The sequence below is a fragment of the Clostridium estertheticum genome (assembly GCF_026650985.1).
Classification (GTDB): Bacteria; Bacillota; Clostridia; order Clostridiales; family Clostridiaceae; genus Clostridium_AD; species Clostridium_AD estertheticum_C.
The window spans coordinates 504055-530866 of sequence record NZ_CP086239.1 but is presented as its reverse complement, the minus strand read 5'-3'; the positions used below and the strand labels follow the sequence as shown (position 1 = coordinate 530866).

Annotated in this window: 28 protein-coding genes; all 28 read right to left on the bottom strand. The window is 32.5% G+C overall.

Features of this window, described 5'->3' with window-relative positions:
* Window positions 1-12: 12 nt before the first annotated feature.
* On the bottom strand, window positions 13-873 hold the full coding sequence (locus tag LL038_RS02600) for a MinD/ParA family protein (RefSeq protein WP_216122282.1): 861 nt from the start codon (window positions 871-873) through the stop codon (window positions 13-15).
* A complete protein-coding gene (gene flhF / locus LL038_RS02595) occupies window positions 867-2117 on the bottom strand; it encodes a flagellar biosynthesis protein FlhF (protein ID WP_216122280.1) in 1251 nt (416 codons plus the stop codon). The genes LL038_RS02600 and flhF overlap by 7 nt, the downstream gene beginning before the upstream one ends.
* Entirely contained in the window at window positions 2114-4180 is a 2067-nt protein-coding gene (gene flhA, locus LL038_RS02590; RefSeq protein ID WP_375293002.1) for a flagellar biosynthesis protein FlhA, read from the bottom strand. The genes flhF and flhA overlap by 4 nt, the downstream gene beginning before the upstream one ends.
* Before the next feature lie 15 nt (window positions 4181-4195).
* The gene (locus LL038_RS02585; protein WP_216122276.1) at window positions 4196-6031 is read right to left on the bottom strand and encodes a fused FliR family export protein/FlhB family type III secretion system protein; all 1836 of its coding nucleotides are present in this window, start codon (window positions 6029-6031) and stop codon (window positions 4196-4198) included.
* A gap of 11 nt (window positions 6032-6042) precedes the next feature.
* On the bottom strand, window positions 6043-6312 hold the full coding sequence (gene fliQ, locus LL038_RS02580; RefSeq protein ID WP_171296813.1) for a flagellar biosynthesis protein FliQ: 270 nt from the start codon (window positions 6310-6312) through the stop codon (window positions 6043-6045).
* Between the two features lie 10 nt (window positions 6313-6322).
* The gene (gene fliP, locus LL038_RS02575; protein ID WP_216122274.1) at window positions 6323-7147 is read right to left on the bottom strand and encodes a flagellar type III secretion system pore protein FliP; all 825 of its coding nucleotides are present in this window, start codon (window positions 7145-7147) and stop codon (window positions 6323-6325) included.
* Entirely contained in the window at window positions 7131-7508 is a 378-nt protein-coding gene (locus tag LL038_RS02570; RefSeq protein ID WP_216122272.1) for a flagellar biosynthetic protein FliO, read from the bottom strand. The genes fliP and LL038_RS02570 overlap by 17 nt, the downstream gene beginning before the upstream one ends.
* 11 nt (window positions 7509-7519) lie before the next feature.
* Complete coding sequence (locus tag LL038_RS02565; RefSeq protein WP_216122270.1) at window positions 7520-7975, bottom strand: flagellar basal body-associated FliL family protein; 456 nt, start codon at window positions 7973-7975, stop codon at window positions 7520-7522.
* A complete protein-coding gene (locus LL038_RS02560; RefSeq protein WP_216122268.1) occupies window positions 7972-8700 on the bottom strand; it encodes a flagellar motor protein MotB in 729 nt (242 codons plus the stop codon). Before LL038_RS02560 ends, LL038_RS02565 begins: the two co-directional genes overlap by 4 nt.
* Window positions 8693-9505: a motility protein A gene (locus LL038_RS02555; protein ID WP_216122266.1), complete on the bottom strand. Its 813-nt coding sequence runs from the start codon at window positions 9503-9505 to the stop codon at window positions 8693-8695. The genes LL038_RS02560 and LL038_RS02555 overlap by 8 nt, the downstream gene beginning before the upstream one ends.
* 11 nt (window positions 9506-9516) lie before the next feature.
* On the bottom strand, window positions 9517-9708 hold the full coding sequence (locus LL038_RS02550) for a flagellar FlbD family protein (RefSeq protein ID WP_216104905.1): 192 nt from the start codon (window positions 9706-9708) through the stop codon (window positions 9517-9519).
* A gap of 27 nt (window positions 9709-9735) precedes the next feature.
* Window positions 9736-10746, bottom strand: coding sequence for a flagellar hook-basal body complex protein (locus LL038_RS02545; RefSeq protein ID WP_216122264.1), 1011 nt, complete (start codon window positions 10744-10746; stop codon window positions 9736-9738).
* A gap of 75 nt (window positions 10747-10821) precedes the next feature.
* A complete protein-coding gene (locus tag LL038_RS02540; protein ID WP_216122262.1) occupies window positions 10822-11244 on the bottom strand; it encodes a TIGR02530 family flagellar biosynthesis protein in 423 nt (140 codons plus the stop codon).
* 36 nt (window positions 11245-11280) lie between these two features.
* Complete coding sequence (locus tag LL038_RS02535) at window positions 11281-11964, bottom strand: flagellar hook capping FlgD N-terminal domain-containing protein (protein WP_216122260.1); 684 nt, start codon at window positions 11962-11964, stop codon at window positions 11281-11283.
* A gap of 40 nt (window positions 11965-12004) precedes the next feature.
* The gene (locus LL038_RS02530; RefSeq protein ID WP_216122259.1) at window positions 12005-13639 is read right to left on the bottom strand and encodes a flagellar hook-length control protein FliK; all 1635 of its coding nucleotides are present in this window, start codon (window positions 13637-13639) and stop codon (window positions 12005-12007) included.
* A gap of 56 nt (window positions 13640-13695) precedes the next feature.
* Window positions 13696-14148 (bottom strand): flagellar export protein FliJ, encoded by a 453-nt coding sequence (fliJ, locus tag LL038_RS02525; protein WP_216122256.1) that lies wholly within the window; start codon window positions 14146-14148, stop codon window positions 13696-13698.
* A 50-nt stretch (window positions 14149-14198) separates the two neighbouring features.
* Window positions 14199-15506 (bottom strand): flagellar protein export ATPase FliI, encoded by a 1308-nt coding sequence (gene fliI, locus LL038_RS02520; RefSeq protein WP_216122532.1) that lies wholly within the window; start codon window positions 15504-15506, stop codon window positions 14199-14201.
* A 17-nt stretch (window positions 15507-15523) separates the two neighbouring features.
* Window positions 15524-16270 carry a hypothetical protein gene (locus LL038_RS02515; RefSeq protein WP_216122254.1) on the bottom strand — a complete coding sequence of 249 codons (747 nt, stop codon included), beginning with the start codon at window positions 16268-16270 and terminating at the stop codon, window positions 15524-15526.
* A complete protein-coding gene (gene fliG / locus LL038_RS02510) occupies window positions 16260-17273 on the bottom strand; it encodes a flagellar motor switch protein FliG (RefSeq protein WP_171296800.1) in 1014 nt (337 codons plus the stop codon). Before fliG ends, LL038_RS02515 begins: the two co-directional genes overlap by 11 nt.
* A 6-nt stretch (window positions 17274-17279) precedes the next feature.
* Window positions 17280-18836 (bottom strand): flagellar basal-body MS-ring/collar protein FliF, encoded by a 1557-nt coding sequence (gene fliF / locus LL038_RS02505; protein ID WP_216122251.1) that lies wholly within the window; start codon window positions 18834-18836, stop codon window positions 17280-17282.
* Window positions 18837-18851: 15 nt separating this feature from the next.
* Window positions 18852-19157 (bottom strand): flagellar hook-basal body complex protein FliE, encoded by a 306-nt coding sequence (gene fliE, locus LL038_RS02500; RefSeq protein WP_216122250.1) that lies wholly within the window; start codon window positions 19155-19157, stop codon window positions 18852-18854.
* 11 nt (window positions 19158-19168) lie between these two features.
* Window positions 19169-19603 (bottom strand): flagellar basal body rod protein FlgC, encoded by a 435-nt coding sequence (flgC, locus tag LL038_RS02495; protein ID WP_071613447.1) that lies wholly within the window; start codon window positions 19601-19603, stop codon window positions 19169-19171.
* Window positions 19604-19607: 4 nt separating this feature from the next.
* Window positions 19608-20018 carry a flagellar basal body rod protein FlgB gene (gene flgB, locus LL038_RS02490; protein ID WP_216122530.1) on the bottom strand — a complete coding sequence of 137 codons (411 nt, stop codon included), beginning with the start codon at window positions 20016-20018 and terminating at the stop codon, window positions 19608-19610.
* 951 nt (window positions 20019-20969) lie between these two features.
* Complete coding sequence (locus LL038_RS02485) at window positions 20970-21293, bottom strand: hypothetical protein (RefSeq protein WP_216122248.1); 324 nt, start codon at window positions 21291-21293, stop codon at window positions 20970-20972.
* A 109-nt stretch (window positions 21294-21402) separates the two neighbouring features.
* A complete protein-coding gene (locus tag LL038_RS02480; protein WP_216122246.1) occupies window positions 21403-23484 on the bottom strand; it encodes a hypothetical protein in 2082 nt (693 codons plus the stop codon).
* Between the two features lie 31 nt (window positions 23485-23515).
* Window positions 23516-24334 carry a flagellin gene (locus tag LL038_RS02475; RefSeq protein WP_216122244.1) on the bottom strand — a complete coding sequence of 273 codons (819 nt, stop codon included), beginning with the start codon at window positions 24332-24334 and terminating at the stop codon, window positions 23516-23518.
* A 128-nt stretch (window positions 24335-24462) separates the two neighbouring features.
* Window positions 24463-24804 carry a hypothetical protein gene (locus LL038_RS02470; protein ID WP_216122243.1) on the bottom strand — a complete coding sequence of 114 codons (342 nt, stop codon included), beginning with the start codon at window positions 24802-24804 and terminating at the stop codon, window positions 24463-24465.
* Between the two features lie 477 nt (window positions 24805-25281).
* Complete coding sequence (locus LL038_RS02465; protein ID WP_216122242.1) at window positions 25282-26772, bottom strand: flagellin; 1491 nt, start codon at window positions 26770-26772, stop codon at window positions 25282-25284.
* Window positions 26773-26812: the final 40 nt, after the last annotated feature.

Here is a 26812-nt window from a genome sequence, read left to right as displayed (position 1 = left end):
TACCCCAACCCCTTATGAAAAAATGCTGAAAATCTTTTTAAATAGCCCCTCTACGCCAATACCACTTACTTTATCCTTCGCGCCCTCAAGTTTATTTGCAATCTTATTTATATCCTTAGCGGCCTCAGAATTCGGATAACTTACAACTACAGGCTCTTGTTGCCTTACTGCATAAGACAATTTCTTATCCTCACCGATTTTACCTAAATATTCAAGTTTCATATCAAGAAACTTATTAACAGCATTATTAAATTTATTAAATGTCAAATCAGCTTCATCATTGTCGAGCGATCTATTTATTATAACTTTAGCAGAATTTTTAATATCAAAATGCTTAACAGCCTTGAGTAAACTATACGCATCAGTTAGCGACGTAGGTTCTGGCGTTGTTACAATTACTAAATCTTCACAGCAAGCAATAAAACCCAAAACGCTTTTATTTACACCAGCTCCTGTATCCATTATTATATAATCAAGTCCCGTTAAAGCTGTAAGCTTATTTAAAAATATATTTCTTTCAACTTCTGTCAAATCCTCAACCTTTGTAAGAGCTGAACCTCCTGGAAGAAGTTTTACGCCAAATGGTCCTGTTAAAACAACTTCCTCTATTTCTTTTCCTTTACTTATAACATCAAATACACTATATCTCGATGAACATCCCATTATAATATCATCATTACCCATACCAATATCCGCATCAAAAATCATAACTTTTTTGCCCATCTTTTGAAGTGCTATAGATAAATTCACTACTATATTACTTTTACCTACTCCCCCTTTACCAGAGGTAACAGTTATAATTCTTGGTTGCAAATCCACCTTATTATCATTTTTAACAGCCATTTGCCTAAGTCTTTGTGCTTGGTCTAGCATATAGTATCCTCTCCTAGTATAAGGCTAACAATTGAATCAGCAGATAACTCTTTAATATCATCAGGTACATTCTGACCAATTGACACAAAACTAAGCGGTATTTTAGCTGTTTCTAGTATATTTAGTATAGATCCATAAGTGGAAGTTTCATCTAATTTAGTTACTATTATACTATTATAATTCAAAATTCGATATCCTTCAACAATATATTTCATGTCCCTATTTTTAGTTGTAGAGCTTAGAACTAAATGGATATTTTTAGTACCTGCCTTTTCTACAAATGTTCGAAGTTCAGCTATTTGCATTTTATTTTTACTACTTCGTCCTGTAGTATCAATTAACACTACCTCACATTCACTCATACTTTCTATTGCCTTGTCCATATCATTCATATTGTATACAACCTTAAAAGGTAAGTTCATAATATCAGCATACGCTTTTAACTGTTCTACTGCACCTATTCTATAAGTATCTACAGTAATCAGCCCTACTTTTTTTTCCTCAGCTAAAGCAAGCCTACCTGCAAGTTTTGCTATAGTTGTAGTTTTTCCTACACCAGTAGGACCTACAAGCACTATTCTACCTTCGAGTTTTGGTTTGGTTACATTAATCATTTCTTTTAATACCATTTTTAATTTTTCAAGATCTGTTTTTTCAGTTTTATTATTCTTAATTTTCACCATTATGTTTTCAATATTTTCACTATCTACATCATTATCAAATAATATTTTCTCTATGTCACTCTTTTGATTTTCCATTGGCGTGCCAACTTGAGAGAGAGAAGTAATCATAGTTTTCATTTCCATCATTTCACTCATTAACTGCTCTGAATTATTATCATTTTGATTAAGAATTTTATGTACACTGCTATTTTGTTTTTGGACTACTTTTGAGTTATTTATATTTTCATTTTCCTGCTGCACAACTTTTTTTATTGCTTCTATACTATCTAGTTCTATGTTATTTAATTCATTACTATTTCGACTATCACCATTATTTATTGTATTTTGTTTTTTCTCATTTGCTGTATTTTGTTTTTTCTCATTTGCTGTATTTTGTTTTTTCTCATTTGCTTCATTTTCAACTGCAGCGGTAACTTCAATACTTTTGGCAGAAAAAAATCCCTTTATTCCTGGCTTTCTAATTTTCCTTTGACTTATAATTACTGCATCTCTTCCTAGTTCATATCTTATTCTTGTCATGGCCTCATTCATGGTATTAACTATATAACGTTTTATAATCATTGTAGAGTCACAACTCCTTCAGTTTTGATCTCAACTTCATTTGGTATCTCATTAAGAGAAAGCACAGATACTGTAGGAAATACCATTTCAATTAACCTTCTGAATGCTGGTCTTATCTTAGGAGATACGAGTATTACTGGTTGGTTATTGTGAAAATAAATTGTATTAATATTTTCTTTAATAGAATTTAATATTTTACCAGTAGTCTCTGGATCAACTGCGGGGAAAGACCCTTGCAGAGATTTTTGAATATTATTTGATACAATATTCTCAACTTCAGGCGAAAGCGTCATAATTGTCATGATTCCATTTTCGTCAATTAGTCCATTACAAATACTTCGTCCAAGTGAAAAACGTACATACTCTGTTAATACTTCTGTATCCTTAGTTATTCTAGCATTGTCTGCTAGAGATTCTAGAATAGTTACCATATCCTTTATGGCTACCTTTTCTTTAAGAAGACTTTGAAGAACCTTTTGAACTTCCCCAATTGTCATAAGATCTGGTATTAATTCTTCAACTACGGTATTATATTTTTCTTTAACCGAATCAATTAATAATTTAGTTTCCTGTCTTCCTAGAAGTTCATAGGCATGATTCTTAATAGTTTCTGTTAAATGAGTTACCATTACAGTAGTTGGGTCTACCACCGTTAAGCCCTTGATTTCAGCATCTTCTCTTTGATCATTATTTATCCATACTGCTGGTAATCCAAAGGTTGGTTCAACAGTATTAATACCTTGAATAGTAATATCTTCTGAACTTGGATCAATACAAAGTAACATACTTGGCATCAATTCACCTTTTATTATTACAGTACCTCTTATCTTAACTACGTATTCATTTGTTTTTAGTTGCAAATTATCTTTAATTCTAATAGGTTGTACAACAATTCCCATCTCGAGTGCGCATTGCCTTCTTACAGATGCTATTCTTTGTAACAAATCTCCACCTGTAGCTTCATCTGCAAGTGGTATTAATCCATAACCTATCTCTATCTCCATAGGTTCTACAGAAATTAAGTTCATTACATCCTCTGGTTCTCTATTTTCTGTTTCAAAAGATTCTTGTTCTTCAGTTTCTGATTTTATTATTTTTTGATCTTTTTCATCCTTATTCAAGAAATAAGCACTGGTTGCCATAGCAATAGCGAGTATTATGAAAACAATATGTGGCATTCCTGGAATACAAGCCAAAACTACTAACACAATTGATGCTAAAGCAATAACTTTTGGAAATGTAGTAAGCTGCGATGTTATTTGGGTTCCCAAATTCACATTGCTACCAGATCTAGTAACTAAAATACCTGATGCGGTTGATATTAAAAGAGCTGGTATCTGACTTACAAGTCCATCTCCAACGGTTAATCTAACATAAGTAGTTGCAGCTGTTGCAATTGGCATACCAAGCATTACTACCCCTATTATTATCCCACCGAAGATATTAATTATAGTAATAATTATACCTGCTATTGCATCTCCTTTTACGAATTTTGATGCTCCATCCATAGCTCCATAGAAACTAGCTTCATCTTGAAGTTTTGTTCTTCGCTCTCTTGCCTGTTCTTCAGTTATAACGCCTGCATTCAAATCAGCATCTATACTCATTTGTTTACCTGGCATAGCGTCTAGCGTAAATCTAGCAGAAACTTCTGATACACGCCCAGCACCGCTTGTAATAACAACAAACTGTATAATTATTATTATTAAGAAAATAATTATTCCGACTACATAGTTACCACCAACAACAAACTCACCAAAAGCTTCTATAATATCTCCTGCATAAGCCTGTGTTAATACAAGTCTTGTAGATGAAATATTTAGTGCTAACCTTAAAAGTGTGGTAATAAGTAATAATGTTGGAAAAACTGAAAATTGCAAAACTTCTGTCGTAAACATTGTTAATAATAAAATCACAACTGCGAGTGTAATATTAAATGCAATTATTACATCAAGAAGTTTGGGTGGTAATGGAATAATAATCATAAGAACTATTGCAATTACTCCAAATGCAACTAAAACGTCCAAATTATTCTTTATCTTAAATTTTGCTTTTTCAGCCACAAATATCATCCTTTACTATTTTTTCTTCAGTTTATATACCAATGCTAATATCTCTGCTACTGCTTGATACATATCAGCTGGGATTTCTGAGCCTACCTCTAATTCCTTGTATATTAACCTTGCTAAAGGTTTGTTTTCAATAATTGGGATATCATTTTCACTTGCAATTTCTTTTATCTTTATTGCCACATTATCTGCACCAATAGCCACAACTATAGGTGCCCCATCCTCTCCTTGCTCATACTTAATTGCAATAGCTAAGTGGGTTGGATTTGTAATGACAACTGTTGCATCAGGTACGTCTTGCATCATTCTACCCGACGCCATTTCTCTTTGTTTCTGCCTGATTTTTGATTTAATCAAAGGATCTCCTTCTTGTTGCTTATATTCTTCCTTGATTTCCTGCATACTCATTTTTAGTTCTTTATTATGTTTATATTTCTGATAGGCGAAATCAATTATAGATATTATAAGCATAACTATTGCTATTTTAAAAAATATATCTATAACCAGACTTCCAAAGGCCGCCAAAATAGCTTCTATTTTCAAACTCCCATAATTCATTATTTGCATATAGTTGTTTTTAACAAATTTATAAGCTATAACTGATATAAGAGTAACTATAGTTAAATTTTTAATTAAATCCACCACTGATCTCATGGAAAATATTTTTTTGAATCCACTTATAGGATCTAGTTTTTTAAGATCTGGTTTAAGTGGTTCACCTGTAAATATAAACCCAGATTGCATAAGGCTTGCAACTATTCCCATTATCATAATAGGAACCACAATCGGCAAAATTAAAATACCAAATTTCATAATTGATACCAAAAGCACAGTTTTAAAAGTATACTCAGTAAGTGTAAATGTTAAATAATTATTTAAGAAAAGAATTATTATACCTTTTAAATTATCTAGAGTATATGCCCCAAGAGTCATCATCAGAAGTGTTACTGTGAGTAGTGTTGTGGTAGATGATAATTCCTTGCTTTTGGCAACTTGCCCCTTTTTCTTTGAGTCACTTTTCTTCTTAGGAGTAGCATCTTCAGTTTTTTCACCACTATCCGATGAGACAAAAACAAGTAGTGGTATTACTTTATAAAGCCCCTTGATTATATCTGGAATAGTGTAAAAAGAATTCACTATTAGAGTAATAGCCGCAGGAAGCACTAATGAAAAACAAGCAAGTCCTATTACTATTTTTATTGGCATACCTAAAATCATAACATTTAATTGTGGTACTGTTCTCGAAACAAGACCAATACTTAAATCTGTTATAATAATTATTAAAATAATCGGTATTGCTATTTTTAATCCAAGCGTGAAAAACTCTATGAAAACTTTCAGCATCATCATAGCAGTTTGCTGCGATAATATAAATTTTCCAATTTCAACATTATTAAATGAATCAATAATTGCTCTAATTAACATATGGTGGCCATCCACTACGAAGAACATTACCATACTTACCCAATAAAGCAAATTTCCAAGTAAAGTAACATTTTCGTTAGATATCGGATCAAACATACTCATCATAGAAAATCCGATTTGGAAATCCATAAGTTGACCAGCCATTTGTGCAGAGTAAAAACAAAACTTTGTTAAGTACCCAAGCATTAAACCAGTAACAACCTCTGCTAGTGAAAATATTATCAGCGTTCCATTATTAGTAATCAAATTTACATTTTGATAATTAATACCTGGCATAATTATAAAAGTGAAAACAGCACAAAATCCGACCTTGAGCAAAACAGGGGCAGATTTAGGGAAGAAAATTGGTATACTCATAAAGAATGCTGATATTCTAAGGAGTACCATGATAAAGCCTAAATAGTAAGCCATATTAATCAAAACAATTCCACCTAACCTCCCATATTTGCTATAAGTGCAAAAATCCTAGTAGTAAAATCAAGCATTATATGGAGCATCCAACTACCCATTAATAAGCCAATTAGTGCTACTGCAACGAGTTTTGGCACAAAAGTTAATGTTTGCTCTTGAATTTGAGTAGTAGCTTGGAATATACTTATTATTAGCCCTACTACAGTAGCTACAACTAAAATTGGAGCAGATACCATTATTGCAGTATAGATAGCATCTTTTATTACGGATAATACAATATTCTCTGTCATTTAATTCACCTCAACTAAAACTCATAATCAGCGCTTTTGCAAGCAAATTCCATCCATCAACCATAACAAATAATAATAATTTAAATGGAAGAGAAATCATAACTGGTGGTAACATCATCATCCCCATAGCCATAAGGATACTACCTGTTACTATATCTATTATAATAAACGGTATAAACAGCAAAAATCCCATTTCAAAAGCTCGCCTTAATTCACTTATTATAAATGATGGCACAACAGCATATAATGGTACTTTGTCATATGTAACTACAGGTTTTCCATTTTTAAGTATTTCTTTTCCATTAGCATCAACTTGATTTTTAACTGTATCTTGTAATTTACCTACATCTAAGAAAAGTTTTAAATCTTTTGCTCTAGTCTGTTTTAACATAAAATCCCTCATGGGTTTAGAACCTTTTTCAATTGCAACCTTTTGAGTTATTTTACTGTTTAAATAAGGAGTTAAAGCCTCAGTATTGATTTTCGTAAATGTCGGAGCCATAGTAAAAAATGTTAAAAATAGAGCAAGTCCAATTATAACCTCTTTCGGTACTGCATTTTGAATACCTATAGCACTTTTGAATAATGATAACACTATAATTATTCTTACAAAACTTGTAGACATTATAATAATTGATGGCAATAAGGTAAGTACTGTTAGAAGTAATAATAACTTAATATTATCAACATACTCCTTTGGTGTACTTGCATTATCAACTGAAATATTGATTTTAGGTATTGGTATTGTAGTTGCATGTACAATGCTTATCGTAGCTATACAGGTTATAACAAGAGCTAAAGCAAAAACGAACAAATTTTTATTTTTTATTTTCATATTTAACTTCCTCTTTAGTTTGCTTTTTCAAAATATGTTTTTTGAATAAATCTTTCATGTCTTCATATTGAGGTAGCTCTTTAATTTTTTCTATTTTTATAATTTCTTCGCTAGGCAATTCAAATAAAATTTTAATATCATTTAAACTTGATGATATAGCATAGGCTTTATCACCAATTTTTACAACTGCAATACTATTTTCTTTAGATAAAGAAATTCTATCGAGTACCCTCATATATCGACCATCTTGCAATTTACGAAGTTTGGTTCCTCCATATTTCAATGATAAATATAACATAAATAATATGAAAGGTAAAAATATTAGAATTTTAAACATAAGTACCCAAAATTCTTTCTCCATTATTTTATCACCTACTGTACCAATAAATCATTAAAATATACATGATCTATTTTACCTTTTGTTAAAACTGGATTTATTTTAGTTATTAATTCTTTTTTTATATTATCAACAACACTATCATCAAAATCTGCTGCTTTTTTAGATCTTAGAGTTTTAATAACTAAATCCCTAATAATGGGTTTTTGTGCTTTTATCTCTGTATCTAAATCTGTATTTTCACCATACCCAACGTAAATAAGTACCTTTAGATACCTCTTTGCATCACTATCCGTTAAATTCACTAAGCATTCATCTAATGAATAAGTCACCTCTTTTGTCTCTACAGCCTTAGTTGTTGAAGCAGGTGTTGCTCCTTTTTTACCAGCTAACATCATACCGCCAAAGGTCGCACCCCCAACTACAATTAGTCCGAGCAATACTATAATAACTAACTTTAACGAATTTCCTTTTTTTGGTTTTTCACTCATTTCGTAATGGCCTCCTTATCATTTGCAACAATTAAAATATTTACTCTTCTATTTAAAGCTCTATTTGCATCACTACTATTTGCTGCAATAGGTTGATATTCACCACAAGCTACAGATTTAAATCGGTTTGGATGGGCTTGTCCTTTTGTCACCACAAAATACTCAAGTACTTGTAGCGCTCTATCTGAAGATAATTGCCAATTGTTTTTATATTTAGAATTATTAATTGGTTCATTATCTGTATGTCCCTCTATTACAATATCATTAGGAAATGTAGATATTAGTGCATTTATTGAATTTAATACTGACTTACTTTTATCTATAATTTCTGCATTACCACTCTCAAATATAATATTTTCACGAAGTTGAATTATAACTCCCCTATTGTCAGTTTTTATCTCAACTATTGAGTCTAATTCTTTATTTTTTATGAAACTTTGAACCTTTTTATAAATACTTTGTGTATCACTACCTGCTGCTCCAGATTGTAACGGTAACCCAACTAATGGAACATCTCCATCTTTAACACTGAAACTGCCATTTATGGTTTCACCCGTAAATACAGATTGAAAAGATGATGCAACTTGTTTAAACTTAGTTGCATCAACTGTTGAAAAAGAATATAATACTACGAAAAAAGTCAGAAGCAGTGTCATTGTATCTGCAAAAGTAGCGAGCCAAGTATCTGTTCGTATCTCAGGTCTAATCTTCTTTTTTCTAGACATTCTCACTCACCTCAACTACTTTCGCCTGCTCCTCAATAAATTTAATTCTATCGGGCGGTGATAAATAAGTGGTTAATCTTTCTTTAACACTCCTTGGATTTACTCCAGATTGTATTGAAAGTATTCCCTCAAGCATCATTTCACGATTATTTACTTCAATGCTAGATTTATAGGTTAAATTATGCGCCATAGGAATTAATACTAAATTTGCAAGTAATGCACCATAGAAAGTAGTTATTAATGCTTTCCCCATACCAGAAGCTACGGCGGAAGTATCACTTAAACTTGATAGCATTTGAATAAGTCCTATAAGTGTACCAAGCATACCAAAAGCTGGTGCATAAGCTGCCCAAGCTTTTAATATATTAATCCCATCCTCGTGGCGCCTTTCCATTTCATCTATTTCCAGCTCCATAACTTCTTTTATTGTTTCAGGGTCTAGACCATCAACAACCATTTGAAGTCCTTTTTTTAAAAATTTATCAGGTAATAAAGCTATGTCATCCTCAAGAGATAAAAGTCCACCTTTTCTTGCTTTTTTAGATAAACTTATAAAACAATCAATGATTTCTGTACTAGCTGATGTGTTTTCTTTAAATGATTGTTTTATAATTTTTGTAACATTCTTCATTGCTGAAATAGGATAAGCTATAAGCAGTGCAGCAAATGATCCACCCACAGTAATTGCTATAGAAGCTGGGTCAAAAAATATTTTTAAGTTAGTTCCACCAGATGCCATCCCCCATACCGTTAACCCGAATCCTATCACTATTCCAATAGTGGTCAAAAAATCATGCTTCTTCATGCAACTGCCTCCTAAAACTTGCCAGTAAATATCCTATTCTTATACTTTATTACCTCTTCAATTACCTCATCTGTACTTTCAATCACAATATACTTTTTCCCATTTGTTAAGGTTATTAATGTTTCTGGCATTATTTCAATTTTTTCTATAACCTCTGCATTTAATACAAATTCTTTATTATTTAACCCTGTAAGTTTTATCATGGGCCCTCCTATGATACTTTACTTATTCTATCTCTTTAGACCTATTATATCCTGTAGTATTTCATCTCCTGTGGTAATTGTCTTACCCATTGCCTGGAAAGCTCTACTTGCAACTATCATATCTGTAAACTGCTCAGCAAGATCAACATTTGACATTTCAAGCATTCCGGAAAGCATATCACCGTAACCTTTACTATTATCAGCAGTAGCTCCTGTTCCTGACCTAACTATAGCTACTCCTGAGTTAGAAGTGCTTGCATATTGATTTTTGCCAATCTTACTTAGTCCTGCCGGGTTTTTAAATGATGCCATAGCAATCTGTCCAACTGCTGCAACAGAACCATCTGCTAAAACAGCCTTAATAACCCCATCCTTTTCTATAGAATAAGTTTTTACTCGCTGTAGTACATCCTTAGAATTAGGCATTGTATCAGGTATTGTTAATGGAATGAGTTCACCATTAGTTGATGATGTAGTAGTCGCAACATTGGCGTCTGCAAATTTTATGGTAAGTTTACCATCGGTATCATAACTTAAACTTCCATCTATCGCGTAACCCAAAACTCTTTGCCCGTCTGATGTCAACAAATGACCAGCATCGTCTAATGTTAATGCCCCATCTCTTGTATATGATATATCATTAAATGTATTGTCTGTAATTGTTTGAGATGTTGTAGTGCCTGCAGTAACATCTGTTTTTGCCGTACTATTAATGGCTCCCTTAGCAACCATTAAATACCCTTCTCCATCCATAGCAACATCTAGAGTTCTAGATGTTGGCTGCATCATACCTTGACCTACCATGGTATCTATTCCTGCCATTTGAACTCCAAGTCCTATTTGCTTTGCGTTAACTCCACCTGTATTTGTTGATGATGCAGATGCATCAGATATACTTTGACTTACCATATCTTGAAATCTAACTCTCGAACTTTTAAAAGCTGTAGTTCCAACGTTAGCTATGTTATTTGCTATAACATCCAATTTTTGCTGATTCACTTTCATTCCACTTATTCCAGCATATAATGATCTTAACATAATATTACCCCCATTTTTTTAGTAAACACTTTGCTTCCGTCATTCCACAAAGTTAAGCTCCCTATAAGGTCCAGCTTATATCATAACTACACTATCTATATTTGTTATTACATTTCCTGTGCTTTGATTTTTATCCATTGCGGTAATTACAGTCCTATTTTTAATACTTGTAATCAAAGCCATGTCCTTATACAATATTAAAGATTGTTTAGCACCTTTGCTATCCGCCATATTTATACCTTCATTAATCTTCTTCCTATCAGCATCATCTAAGTTTATATTTCTACTATTAAGCCTTTGTGCTGCATGAGACGATATGGTAAAACATTCTTCTTTTTTTACTTGTTTATCTAAAATATTATTAAATGTACTTTTATCTTTACTTAAGCTACTCTCTTCTTTATTAACTTGAGCACTTTTATTTTGTAAACCAACACCTGAATAATCAGCAAAGTTTGCCGTTGAATATAATTTGCCGTTTACCACTCTATAGGACATATAAACATCACCTTACTATCTTAATTAATTACTTTTTTATCCTACTTTTGAAATGTCATCATAACTTATATCCTTAGTGACTTCCTTACTATCCTCTTGATAAGAAATAGTTAAATTAATTCCTGTTGTAGTTTTAGCCACACTTTTAACAGTTCCTGTATATGCTACTTTAGCATCACCTAAAGCTACTGTTGTAACTTGTTTGCCCATTAGATTTATAGCAGCAGAAAATGCTGTATTATTATTCAAATAATTCGATGTAGCGTTTGATACATCTATAACATCTGATAAAGTGTCAGCTGGGAAATCTTTCGTAGTACCATCTGTCAATTGTACTGCCATGTAAGTTTTACCTGCATCCTTATAAACGGCTTGAACAGTTCCCCCATATTGAACTCCTTTATCATCATAACTATCAAAAGCTACCATCTTTCCTACTAGCGAAGTTGAGTTTGAAAAAGTCACATTGGTATTTAAATTTGACATTTGTTCTAGTGACGCAAATTGTGCCATTTGAGCTACAAATTCTGTACCATCTTTAGCCGCCGTTGGATCTTGGTTAGTAAGTTCGGCCGAAAGTATTTTAAGAAAAGAATTTTGATCCATTGCTGTGCCTTTCTTTACAATTGCAGTTCCACGAGTTGTTGCTCTAGATAAAGCTGCTTGTTCTGCGCTTGTTAGTACTTTTGTATTTGTTGCTGCTGTAACATCAGTTGCCATTTTATATCACCCCTTAAATATTAATTTTCATCTTACATAACTAAACAAACTTATTTACTTGATTATCTTCTTTAACATAGTTACTGCTTATCGCAACATCATCGTCTATATCTACATTAGTTTTTGAGTCGTTATCTTGTTTTCCATTATTATTGTTATTGTTTCCACTAGAGTTCTTGTTAAAAAAGGTTGAATCCTCATATACGTTTATATCTAAGCTTTGAATTTTAATGTCCATATTTTTTAATCTATCTTGAATATCCTGAACATTATTATTTAACAAGTTATAAGTTTCCTTATTTTGCGCCAATATACTAGCCTTCATAATTCCACTTTCCATAGTAAGTTTTATTGTAATTTCTCCAAGTTCCCTAGGATTCATTTTCACTGTTAAATCCTTTATATTATTAATTTCCATGAATTTTACAGATTTAATTACATCTGCTTCAAAATTATTTTTATCAACTACTAAATTTGTACTTAGTACTTTGGATGCATCTGAAGTTTTCACAGTTTGAAATTGATTCATAAAATTAACTGCTTTTGATATTTTCGCATCGTCCTTATCTCCACTTAGCAACTTATTAAGAAATTTTTCCTCAGAGGAACTATTACCGGAAGATTTATTATCCTTTTTATTATCACTTGAACTCTGATTTTGATTTTTAGAAATACTTTCAGAAGTTAAATCTGTGTTTTGCGACTTCACCATTTTTATTGAATTGTCTTTTATTGATTTATCCTCATTATTATTGCTGCCAATTTCAGGAGTAGGTACTTTTAATAAATTCAAATCTGATTTTGTATCCTTAACCTGCGTAGTTAGCTTTTGAAGCATAGCTAGCATTTCGGGTGTCACTTTCGTATTTTCTTTTGAATTTTGTAGTAATGATACTATCTCACTAAGATTGTTTTTTAAATCACTTTTTGTTTCAGGTGTCAAATTTTCTGCACCTAATAAATTTTCTATATTAATAGAAGAAAGTTCAGTCCCTGAGCTTTTAGTAATTGTAGTTTTATCAGTACTTTGAATCATAACAGTTAAAGATTGTAATAACTGCTGAATTTGTGCCATTTGATCAGTAGATTTATCGGTACTTGCTGAGTCTCCTGAAGTAGTCTTAATGTTTTGCTTTAATAAAGCAATAATTTTCTTTAAAACATTATTCATCTTAATACCAGCATCTTCTACCGAATCTTTTGGCAATTCCTCGATATTTTGATTTAGTGTTTTAATTGCTTTTTCTATAGTGCTGTTTATATCTGTACTTACCTTATCACTAGTGTCAGCATTAACTACTATATTTCTGGGCAATCCATCAATATTTTGTTTAAGTGGATCAACAGACTTGTCTATAACATTGTTTATATCTGCACTTATCTTGTCTCCAGTAGCAACATCATCTAAACCCTTTGTTGTATCTCCTTCTGCTGTAGTTTCGCTAACATTATCCTTCTGATTCTCGTTATTTGTTTCATCTGAATTTTTTATCTTTGTTTCATCCAAGTTTTCTTCTTTGTCATTTGTTTTTTTAACATCATCATTTGGTAAACTCTTAGATTTTAGTGTTTGGTCATCTAAGGCTTTTTTAAATTCCTCTTTTCTAGCTGGTTGTTTTGGCGTATCAACTTTAGTAGGAGTATTGTAAGTTATCACATTATTATTTACATTCACTTTTCTCACCTCCTTTAATAACATTTATGGAAATAAATAACCATTAATATATAAGTCTATTTATTTCCATGAATCTTTGCATTGTTTCTAATAAAAGCAAAAAGTGCAAACTCATCATTACTTTTTTGCTCTATTAAATTTTGTTCTTTTAAAAATGTAATCTTCTGCTTTTCTTTCAAAATTTCAACAGTCTTTTTTTCAACTTGACATAACTTCAATTTTTCCCTTTTTTGCTCTAATATCTTGCCTTTATCCTCAAGTACTATAGTATTTTTATCTATTGAATAGTTCAAAGCATTTAAATAATTCTGCTTAATTTTCTGCTGTATAATTGACTCATAAGCATCAATATTTCTATGAGCCGAATAATTTTCTTTTAAGCTGTTCAGCTCTTTTTCCACCATGTTTTTTTCTCTTTGTGCTTCTTTAAATTCAAGTTTACTTTTATCTTCAAAATCTTGTCTAATATCGAGAAGTTTTTGAAGTCTGAACTTGTACGCTCCGCTCATATAAAAACTCCTCCCATAAAAACATCCCCCAAGGGACTCCATTGAAACATCTATTCAAACATATTTTGGAGTACACTTAAACTAACATTAATGTCTGTATTTTCATTTGTATCCTGCTTTAAAAAAGCCTCTATACTATCATTATACTTAATTGCATTATCAATTTTTTCGCTACTGCCCTTTACATAAGCACCAATATTTATTAGATCCTCAGAATCTTTATAAGTTGCCATTAAATCTCTTGCAAGTGAAGCGGCCTTTTTATGCGCAGGCGTAGTGATTTCAGACATCAATCTACTAACACTATTTAGGACATCAATGGCAGGGTAATGATTTTTACCAGCAAGCGCTCTTGATAAAACTATGTGACCATCAAGTATTCCACGCACTGCATCTGCTATTGGCTCATTAAAATCATCACCATCTACAAGAACTGTATAAAAAGCTGTAATAGATCCTTTATCAGACATTCCACTGCGTTCCATTAGCTTAGGTAACATTGCAAATACTGATGGAGTATATCCTTTACTTGCTGGAGGTTCTCCAATAGCTAGTCCAATTTCCCTTTGTGCCATAGCAAACCTTGTTACTGAATCCATCATTAGAATTACTTTTTTCCCTTGATCCCTAAAGTATTCTGCAATAGCAGTCGCTGTAAATGCACCCTTTAATCTTACCAGGGCTGCTTTATCAGAGGTTGCACATACTATAATTGATTTTTTCATTCCCTCCTCGCCTAAATCCTTTTCTAGGAAATCGCGAACTTCACGCCCTCTTTCACCAATAAGTGCAATAACATTTACATCTGCTTTGGCCCCTCTTGCAAGCATTCCAAGAGTCGTACTTTTACCTACTCCACTGCCTGCAAATATACCAACTCTTTGACCTTCTCCACAAGTTAAAAAGCCATCAATTGCCCTAACTCCAGTAGGCAGAATTTCTTTTATTCTACGCCTTTTTAAAGGATCTGGCGGAGATGCATTTAAAGAATATGCTGTGTATTTAGTAATCTCATCACCATTTAATGGATTTCCTAGCCCATCTAGAACCTTTCCAAATAATTCATCTGAGCATTTAACACTAAGTGGGCTTCCAGTTGGCACTACTCGGCATCCAGGTGATATACCCACTAGTTCTCCAAGTGGCATGAGTATTACGTCCTTCTCACGAAAACCAACAACTTCACAGGGTATCTCTTCATTTGATATATTATAAATGTTACATACTTCACCTACAAATGCTGTTATTCCCTGTACCTCAATTGTAAGTCCTATAACATTTTTCACCACCCCCTCAGAGTAAGTGTAGTTAATATCAGGAATCTTTTTCATTAAATACTCAAAATTTAGAGATACCATAAAATCATTCACCCTCTTTATACTTGTAATTGCTCTTCCTTAAACATTTCAACTATTTTTTCTATACCATAAGATATACTTACAATACTTTTACCTGTTTCTTTTTCTATAACAGCAGTTCCATCCTCTAAGAAATTATCCTCTATTACAAATATATCACCTTGAAATGCTAGTTTAGCTTTCCAGTTTTCAACTTGACCCTTTACAGTATCAAAATGAGTGTTATTAGTTTTTATAATATATAATTTTATATTTCTTTCAGCTTTTAAAGTATTAAAAATCATCTCATTTATTGAGTCTGGCTCTTTCACTTCTTTTTTTAATATATTCTCAGCTATGCTTACAATTAGGTCTTTTATATGTTTTTCTTTCTCTATTAAGAATTCATCATACTTAGATTTTGAAAGCTTTAACATATCATCTGCTTGTGCCCGTACAACATTTGCCTCCTGCGTTGCACCGCTAATTGCTTCATTATACCCATTTTCATATCCTTCTTTATTCCCTTGTTCAAGCCCTTCTTTAACTGCTCCAATTTTCGCCTCTGCAGCATCAATGATAGATTTTGAAATTATTTTTTCACTTTCGTGTCTTGCATTTTGTAATATATTGCTAGCAAGTGTTTCATAACTTTCCATATTAGCATTTTTTACAACTTGCTGCTCATCCATAATTTTGGGCAGAGGCTTTGCAATTAAATGAGTGCTTATTTCTTCCTCACCCTGCTTTAAAACATTTGAATTTTTTATCACATTAAATGACAATCGATTCCTCACCGCCTCTTGAAAGAACAATTTCGCCAGCTTCATCTAAACGTCTCAAAATACCAACAATTTTTTGTTGTGCTTTCTCTACATCCATAAGTCTTACTGGTCCAAGGAATTCCATATCTTCTTTCAAAGATGCTGCTGCTCTCTTAGATTGATTCTTGAATATAGTGTTTGCAACTTCTTCTGAACATCCTTTTAATGCAAGAGATAAATCTTTAGTATCTATTTCTCTTAATGTTCTTTGTATTGAAACATCATCCAATGTAATAATATCCTCAAATACAAACATAGATTCTTTAATCTTTTCTGCAAGTTCTGCATCTTCTCTTTCAAGGCCTTCAGTAATATTCTTTTCTGTAGTTCTGTCAACTTGGTTTAGAATTTCAACTAGAGATTCTATTCCACCAATTACAGCACTATCTGTTCTAATTACAGAAGATAGTTTACCATTTAAAACTTTTTCAATTTCTTTTATAACCATAGGTGAAATACTGCTCATAGTTGCAATTCTATAAGATACTTCACTTTGCAGATCAAGTGGTAACTCTGCCATTATCTGAGCAGCCTTATCCGACTGCATATAACACATAATAAGTGCTATTGTTTGTGGATGCTCATTTGCTATAACATTTAAAAGTTGATGAGCATCTGCCTTCCTTGCTATGGCGAATGGCCTATATTGTTGAGTTTCTTCCATAACCTTGTCTAAAATTTCCTTTGCTCTTTGCGAACCTAGTGCCTTTGATAACAAATTCTTTGCATATTCAATTCCACCTTCTAAAAGAAAATCCTTAGCCTTATTCATTTCCATAAATTCACCTAAAATTGACTTCCTAAGTTCTGGTTTAACTGAAGTAATATTTGCAATCTCATAAGTTATTTTTTGTATATCTTTCTCTGGCAATTTTTTTATTATACCCGATGATGCGTCCGGACCTAAAGTTATAAATAATATAGCTGCTTTTTGAATTCCCGAAAGTTTTTCACCTTTAGCCACTACTTATCACCTCTCATCTTCTGTCAGCCAAGACTTAATTATATCTGCAACTTGTTCTGGTTTATCTGCAGCATATTTTTTAACTTGATTCTCCATACTAGATTTTTTATCATTAGATTCAAATTCAATAGGTGGAAAAATTTCTTCCTGCTTTGGAGGAATATTATCTCCAATCATCATGTCAATTCCCTCTGTAGTTACTTCTTCCTTCTTCCTTGACCTACGAATTACAAATATTACTATAATAAATATTAGAATAGCTAAAACGCCTACTGCAATACGAGTATATAATATTTTAGACGCTGCCGCCTTATCTGCATTTGCTATATCAAGGAGCGCTTGCTGAGCAGCTTTTTTAGCCGCCGTATTAAAGTACAATCCTTCTATACTTATAGTGTCTCCTCTAGCTCCAGAGTATCCAATAGCTTGTGCAACTAAATTGTTTACAGAAGTCTTAGTAGCTGCATCCAAATTGCCATCAAGTACTACCGAAGTAGTAAGTTTTTTAACTGCTCCAGGTGCCTTCACTACATCGTCAACAGTTTGTGAAACATCATAATTTTTCGTTCCATCTTTGCTTACAATATTTCCATCTTTAGTAGTTGTAGGTGATGTATTTTGCGTCGCATTATCAACCGGACTAGTTGATAAACCAGTGCTTGTCCCACCGTTCCATGTTTCAGTATCGTGTGAACTTACAACTGATCCCGTTTTGCCATATGTTGTAGATTTTCTTGTAAGTGTATCAAAATCAAGGTCTGCATTTACAGAAACCTTAACACTATCTTTATATACAGGCTCAAGCACCTTCATTATTTTCGCTTCTAAACTACTCTCAATTTGTGTTTGAAGCGCTTGTTGATCATCTGTAGAGTCAGTTAATGTCTTCTTTTCCTTGTCGTATAATCCTTCAGTTAGAAGTTTAAAGTCATCAGAGACTATACTCACATTTTCCTTTGGAAGATTCTGCACAGCCCCAGTTAGTAATGAAACTATTGCCTTTACCTGTTCATTAGTAAGTTTAGTCCCTGATTTAAGTTTTAATACAACTGATGCTGTAGCCGGATCTGTTTCTTTAACAAAAGCAGTGCTTTCTGGCATAACCAAATTAACCTTAGCTCCTTCTACTTCTGGGAAAGACTTTATAGCTCTTTCAATCTCGCCTGATAATGCCCTTTGATACATAATTTTAGTTTCTGTATCAGTAGGTGCCATTTTACTACTATCAAAAAGCTCAAATCCCTTACTTCCATCCGTAAGACTAACCTCTGACGCAAGCGTCATTCTAAGACTATCAATTTGTTCCTTAGGCACTAATATACTAGTCCCACTTACCTTATAGCTAACTTTATCAGTTTTTAGCTGTGCAACAATTGCCCCTGAATCTTCTGTTGACAAATTTGAATATAACGCAGCATATTTAGTTTGCGATGATGCTACTATAAAAGAGATAATGGCTATTAATATTACTCCCACAAGTATGCTATAAGCTATTTTTTTATTTCTGCTTAAGTTGCCCCAACTTTGCGAGAACTTATTTCTCACTTCAAGTAGCTTGCTCATATTCTAGCTCCCTTCCTATATCTGCATCCTATTAAATACATCATAGGCATCTACAAGTTTATTTCTAATTTGTACAGCTGTTTCTAAAGACAGTTTAGCTTCTGCTGTAGATAACATTACCTTCTGTATATCTGTTTCATCACCCTTTATAAAGCTTTGAGTGAGGTCATCAGATTCAATTTGTTTATCGTTAACTCCATCTAATTTTTCTTTTAATGTATCCAAGAAACTAATACCAGAATTTTCAGTATTAACAGCGTCCGTTTTAACATCATTAAGAACCGCTGTATTGCTTACATTTGCATTAATATTAATAGCCATAAAACACTCTCCTATTTACCTATTTCTAACGCTTTAGAAAACATACTTTTCTGAGCAGTCATAGAACTTACATTTGCCTCATATGCTCTTGTAGATGCAATCATATCTGCCATTTCATTCAGAATATTTACGTTAGGCATACTCACATACCCATCCTTATCAGCATCTGGGTGTGATGGATCATAGACACGCCTTAAAGCAGATGGATCATTTTCTATCCCCACAGCCTTAACCCCTTTAAAACTTGTTTTATATGTACTCGTAGTTTTATCTAATTCTTGTTGTAAGTTTTCTTGAAACACAGCTATCTTTCTTATGTACGGCTTTCCATTTTCGCCTCTAGTAGTAGTTGCATTCGCAACATTAGAGGATATTGTATCCATCCTTAATCTTTCCGCTACAAGTCCACTAGAACTTATTCTCATCCCCATAAACGCATCATTCATAATACTATTTGCCTCCTCCTATAACATAACTGGTAAGTGAAATCTTACTATTAACTTGACTAACAAGAGCCGCGTACATTAAAGTATTGGCTGCTTGATTAGTCATCTCAAGATCTATATCTACGTTATTACCATCCTGCCTTGCGCTAGTACTCTCATCTCTGTTTACTGTAATTTCACCATTACTATTACCTGCTTGAATATCTTTACTATTATCGGTTTTCATTGTATCTGCTGCCATGTTATCCTTTAAAGTTTCCTCAAATGTAACGTAAAGCCCTTTGTAGTTTTTTGTATTAATATTTGCAATGTTATTTGCACTTACTTTACTTCTTAACGCGGAGGCATCCATACTTTTTTTAAGTAAACTATATGTATCTCCTTTTGTAGAGCTTCCAATTATATTCAAAATCATCATCCCCCTTAATTTAGATATAAAATATATAATTTCTTGTTCAAATCTAATTTTTTGCAAAAATTAGCGAAATTTGTTTATAAAGATAATTTATTCCACTTCACAAGTATTATTATATACTATTTGCTTATTTTAGTGAATATTTTTTTAAAATTAATTTCACCAAAACTAATTTTAAATTCTAAGCTACTCCATTTTACTGTCGAAATACTTATTTGAAGGTTTATAATTATCAATTTACATCTTTTATTAAATTATGATTTGATTACATATTATTATTATATTATACATTATTGTTGTAATTTGTCTATGTATTAATCTTTGTAGCTAATAAAATAAATCTTCTTAACATAAATTAATTCTCAATATGAAATACGCATTTTTCGAGTTTAAGTTGCAAAATTGTGAAATAAATTTTTAACCCATTTTTACTAAAAAAAATATAATCGTTTACTAAACGATTATTATACTACTATTTCCCCTTAAATTGACAAAACGGGCCACCCAAAAGCAGCCCGTTTATTTTTACACCCCTGGTTACTTTGCGGACCAACGGGACACCTTGCTTATTGATCATCACCAAATTTCCAGAATTTACACGCCAAGGGTGCTAAATTCTCATTTTCTTTTTATAGTTGCCATAATTATAACCTCGACTTATTTGAGTATTATTAATTATTGCCAAATTCACAAAGATTTACACCCCTTAGCTTTCTTACACCCCAGGGGTATTAGGCAATGACATAATAAACTATTAAGCCTATTAAATTTCGGAGGATTTTTATACATACAATGAGCACAAGTAACTACTTTTTCACATGGACAATGTTAAAAAACGCAAAAAATCACAGCCCCTAGTGAGCTGTAATTTTACATATAATAAAATATTTCATTATACAATGGAATTGGTCTTAAAATACTGTAAATCATTACTTTACAATTTTACACGTACTATTTTATAGCCTTTAGTTTTGCAATATCTGCCCAATTATTAGCTGTTATAATTTCAACACTACTCATATCTTTTCTCATGCTCTTAACTTCACCTTTAATTTCGAAAACTTCATGCTTTAAATTTTCCTGCGCTGCTGATATAACATCCGTTTTATGCTCTAACGCTCTCAATATTTGAGTATGCTCTTCCTGTGCCATCTTAATTGATTTCACATCATCTTGCATTGATTTCATATCACTTTGCACTGATTTAATATCACCTTGCATTAATTTCATATCACTTTGCATTTCTTTTAGAATATCTAATATTTCCTTCTCCATAAATTCACCACCTAAATCTTTTGCTATTATTATATCATATTAAAGCTAAGGTTAAAATCATAAATAGTGTTTTATCGAATCATTTTGTTAAATACACCCCTGGGGTTTACTAGATAGATTTTATTGCTAATATTCTATCGCTTTCTAGAAATTTCTTTCTTGTAACCGATACATATATATCCCTACTCGCCGCTTTAGTTTGTGTTATGCTTACAATTAAATCTACTCTAACTGTTGTTGTCTTTGCTTTTATTGCTGTTCCTGTTCCTATTAAAACTCCACCTTTTGCCATTGAGTATACTTTTACTATATCCCCTATAGCTAAGTTTTGGATAAGTACCCTGTCTAATACTCCATCTGAATTATTTATTACTACTATATTTCTATCATATAGTGGTGCTGACTTTGCTTCTGAATCATAAGGTACCCCTGATGTCCTATCACTTTCAAGAAATGCTTCTCTTGTTACTGATACATATATATTCCCACCAGTTGTTCCAATTTGTTTTATACTTACTGTCAAATCTCCTAGTACTTTTTCAGTTGCCGTTCCTATTACGATTCCACTTGTTGCTGATGAATATACTTTTACTATATCTCCTATAGCTAAATCTCTAACCACTACAGCATCTGCTGTTCCAGCTGCATTGTTTGATACTAGTATATCGCTTTTATATAATGGTATTGATTTTGCTTCTGCAGTATATGTTGCTGATGTTCTATCACTTTCAAGAAATGCTTTTCTTATTACTGATACATAAACATTTCCACTCGCTACTCCAATTTGTTTTATACTTACTGTTAATCCTGACGCTGTTGCAGTTGAGGTTCCTATTATGACTCCACCAATTGCTGCTGAATATACTTTTACTATATCCCCTATATATAAGTTTTGAACCACCACAGTATCTGGTGTTCCAACTGCATTATTTGTTACTACTATTTGGTTTTGATCTAATGGTGTCGATTTCGCTTCTGCATCGTATGCTACAGCTGTTGTTCTATCACTTTCAAGCAATGTTTTACTTTTAACTGTTACATATACATTTCCGCTCTCTGCTCCAACTTGTGGAATACTAACTGTTAAATCTCCAGCTACTTTTGCCGTTGCCGTTCCAAGAATATCTTCAGATATTGATGTGGAATATACATTTACTATATCCCCTATAGCTAACTTTTTAACCACTACTGTGTCTGATGTTCCAGCTGCATTATTTGTTACTACTATAGCTGCTGGATCCAGCGGTGTTGATTTTTCTTCTGCATCGAATGCTACACCTGTTGTTCTATCACTTTCCCGCAATGTTTTACTTGTCACTGTTAAGTATACATTTCCAGCTTCTGCTCCAATTTGATCAATACTTACTGTTAAATCTCCATCTATTTTTGCAGTTGCCGTTCCAAGTAGAACTCCATCCGTTGATCCAGAATATACTTTTATTATATCTCCTATAGCTAAACCCGGTACCACTACTGTATCTTTTGTTCCAGCTGCATTGTTTGTTACTACTATACCATTTGGATCTAATGGTATTGATTTTACTTCTGCTGGATATGCTACTGCTGCTGTTGTATCACTTTCCAGTAATGTTTTACTTGTAACGGATACATATACATTTCCGGCTTCTGCTCCAATTTGATCAATATTTACTGTTAAATCTCCATCTATTTTTGCAGTTGCTGTTCCAAGTAAAACTCCATCCGTCGATGTTGAATATACTTTTATTATATCTCCTATAGCTAAACCTGGAACCACTACTGTATCTTTTGTTCCAGCTGCATTATTTGTTACTACTATACCCCTTGGATCTAGTGGTATTGATTTTACTTCTGCATCATATGGTTTTTTAATTTTATTGCTCTCGAATAATCCTGTACTTTTAACAGATACATAAACATTTCCTGCTGATGTCCCAAGTTGTTTTATACTTATTTTCACATCCCCAGTAACCTTTGCTGTTCCTGTCCCTATAGATTTTTTATCTGTAGCAGATGAATATACATTTGCTATATCACCTTTTGCGAGGCCCGCTACATTTATAGTATCTGGGTCAACTGCATTATTAGTTATAGTTATATTTGTATCAACAGGTGGGTTAGACAGTTTGGCTGCAAACGCTGTCCTTGATGATGGTAAAAGCATTGATATAAATAATAGTACACCTAGTATTTTTGATAACAATTTTTTCATAAATTTAATCTCCTATTACTTCTATTTAAATTTATCTACTTCTAACATTTTCTAGTACTTTCAATGCATCCTGTGGTAACTGGTTTGATTGAACCATCATCGCATTCCCAGCTTCTATAAGAATATTTTCCTTAGAATACTCCATCATTTCAGTAGCCATATCTGTATCACTTATGCCACTTTCAGCCTCTTGTGTTTTATCTGATATCTCTGTTATAGAATCATATGTACTTTGAAATCTATTCTCTAAAGCTCCAACTTTACTTCTCGCTCCAACAATTGTCTTAAGAGCTTTATCTACAGCTTCTAATGATTCATCCGTTTTAGATACATCTAGATTATCAAGTTTTAAACCCCTTGTAGTTAAGTCATATCTCGGTATATCAATTTTTTCTCCTACATTAGCACCTATAATCATTGGTATAACAGCTGGTTCGCCTCCATCTAAAAGCTTAACTCCATTAAATTCAGTGTTATTTGCCATATCATTTGACCCAGCTAGCATTTGGTTTATTTCCTTTTGAATAACACCTTTATCATCATCCGTTATAGCCCCTCCAGCTTGTACCAATAGTTCTCTAACCCTTTGCAAACTACTAGTAATGCCTTCAAGACCTCCTTCTGCAGTTTGAAGCATGCTTACTCCATCTTGAGTATTATTTGATGCCATTTGCAGCCCTCTTATCTGCATTTTAAATCTCTCACTTTTAGCCATTCCATTCGGATCTTCTTTTGCACTACTTATTTTAATACCAGATGATATTCTCTGTAAAGACGAACTCTGCTTAATAAGGTTTTTGTTATATTCCTTATATATATTTATCGATGCTATATTTTTATTTATCCTCATAAAATCAACTCCATTAAAGTTTTTTAAATACTATATATTTTAATATATCGAAGAAACTATATTTTACGTTTGAAATTTTGTTATCCAACTATTTTCATTATTAGATTTTCACTATAATTTATATATTACTAATATACCATCACATCTGGTGGAAATAAATTTATTAAACTCTCGAAAGAAATATTCGCATCTTCTTTTGATATTCTACCACATACAAGATTTCTATATAACATATATAATTTCAAATGAAGATCTGGACTAGAATTCTTAACTTCTACCATTTTTTCAAATATCACATCTTCAACAGAAGATTTACTTTCTAAATTAATAAGACTAGAAACAAAGCTCTGTAATTCTTCAATCTTAATTTTTAAATGGGGCTCGCTAGAAAAAATATTTATTTCATTTAATTCTTTAATAATTTTTTCTATTGATTCTACTCCAATTGAAACTTGATTATCAATACCCACGTAATACCACCTCACTTGTTTAGTGTAATAAATACAATTGTTAATTTCTTATACTCTTATTTCTCGAACATTTTCTTCTATACTTTAGCTGATTTCATAAATTTTTAATTACACCCCTGGGATTAGGTGTATTATTTAGATTATGCAGTGAACAGTTCTTTCTGCTTTAGATATCGCCACTACCAGCACTATCGTCATATTGTTTTTCACAGTGCCAATAGTGCTGGTATTTTACTCTTAGAACAGTGTTGTCATCAGTACATTGTCCCACCTACTACAATTTTAGAGGGCTATTATGGCTGAAGCTGTGCCCTATTTTCCCTACAAAAATATGAATAGACCTATCCACTACAACAAAACGAGCACCAGTAGCTAATTCTATAGCCACTGATGCTCATTCTAATTTTTTACCATCCTTTGCTCTTTTACTTTCGCTATCTATATGTTTTACCTTGTACTGATAGATTGGTCCTGCTCTTATTGCGCACTTCCTTGCCATTTACTCATAAGATTTATTACACTTTTCTGCATTTCATCAGATTGTTTTAACATCGCTTCTGCTGATTGTTGTATTATACTGCTCTTTGTCATTTCCATTACTTCCTTTGCCATATCTGCATCACTTATTCTAGAATCTGCACCAGTCAGATTATAGCCGTAGTTGCCTACATTGTTATATACATGTTCTAATGCATTCTGATATGAACCAAATTTACCACGCTCTGCAGAAACTGTTTGTATTGCCTTATCAACTTTTTCTAGCGAATTTTTTCCTTCTTCAATTGTATTAACCGTTACATCATCTATTCCTAAATTAATTGTTCTAGCATCAAAAAGCTGCACTTTAAATTGCTGTTTAGAATTTGCCCCTACTTGAAGTTCTAGTGTTGACATTTCATCCTGCTGTTGCGTAGGTGTGCTGGAGGGTATTGAATTTTTAATATCTAGAGTTAAATCATTTTTAAGTTTATCAGAAATATCCGTTGATGAACTAGGATGATATATTTTCCCACCAGTGTAATCTGCTATCTCATTAAAGGCATCATCAGGAAATGAACCTCCCATTCCAAAAACATACGTTTGTATATCGTCACTATCTAATCCTATAGAAATATTAGATCCTTCAACTGCATTTTTAGCATCTGTCTCCGTTGAGATACTAGATTCATTATTAGTATCTGTAAATATAATAAAAATTTTTTTGGAATCTTGTCTATATGATAAATCGCTCCCAATTGTACCTCCTGGGATTGCATTTTGTATTATTTCATAAGGTGCTGTAACTTGTGCGGCACTTAAACCATTTAAATTATTTGCTATTTGAATAGGATTACTTTCGAAATCTTTAATATTGTACGGATTTCTAGCGCATAAATTTACTATAGCTACTTTAGTATCTGCAACTCCATTTAAACCTGCAACAAAACCTTCTATCCCACTTTTAACTGTATTAATATTACCTGCCATACTTCCTGAATTATCTACCATAAACACTATGTCCAATTTAGTACTAGGAGTTGGCTGTGTAGTATCCTCAGTATCTTGAATTGGAACCGTCAAAACTTTTATTTTATTAAATTCAGTATTATTAGCAATATCATTAATTGATGATTTTACGCTCTCAAGTTCATTTTGAATCTTCATTCTATCATCTTGATTTAAGGTTCCATTTAAAGCCTGTATAATAAGTTCCCTCATTCTTAATAGATTAGGGTTTTGTATAGAGCCAAGACCCGCTTCCGCTGTTTGAACAAGAGAAACACCATCTTGAATATTTCTACTAGCTTGTTCTAGGCCCCTGATTTGAGCCTTCATTTTTTGATCTATAGCAGATCCGGCCGCATCATCAGCTGCACTATTTATTCTAAGTCCTGAAGAAAGTTTCTCCATAGCACTAGATTTTGCTTTCCCTGCTGCATTAGATTTATTATAAGCAGTAAGTGCATTTATATTATGATTTATTATCAAACGAAACACCCCTATCAAAAATATATAGAATTAATGTACC